Annotated in this window: 1 pseudogene; it reads left to right on the forward strand. The window is 37.6% G+C overall.

What is annotated here, in order from left to right:
- Positions 1-56: 56 nt before the first annotated feature.
- Positions 57-255: pseudogene (locus tag R0J92_RS24720) on the forward strand (cupin domain-containing protein); the annotation flags it as partial.

Below are 255 nucleotides of genomic sequence, written 5' to 3' on the forward strand. Positions count from 1 at the left end.
GTCTGTCCATTTTTGATGCCTTCCACAACTGAGATGTAATAATGAATACTCAGTGTATGATTCCGGTTTATAAAACCGCTCAAAATTATCAAGCCTACCGTATTAGCCCTGAGGATAATAATCGCTTAGCTATTATTTTTGATCCCACCACGGCGAATACTTCTTTAACCTTTTGTGTCGAAATTTTTGAACCAGGAGGGAAAACGCCTCTTCATCATCATCAAATTGGTGTCGAGATGTTTTTTATTTTGAAGG

This window comes from Tritonibacter sp. SIMBA_163 (genome assembly GCF_046535935.1).
Taxonomy (GTDB): domain Bacteria; phylum Pseudomonadota; class Alphaproteobacteria; order Rhodobacterales; family Rhodobacteraceae; genus Epibacterium; species Epibacterium scottomollicae.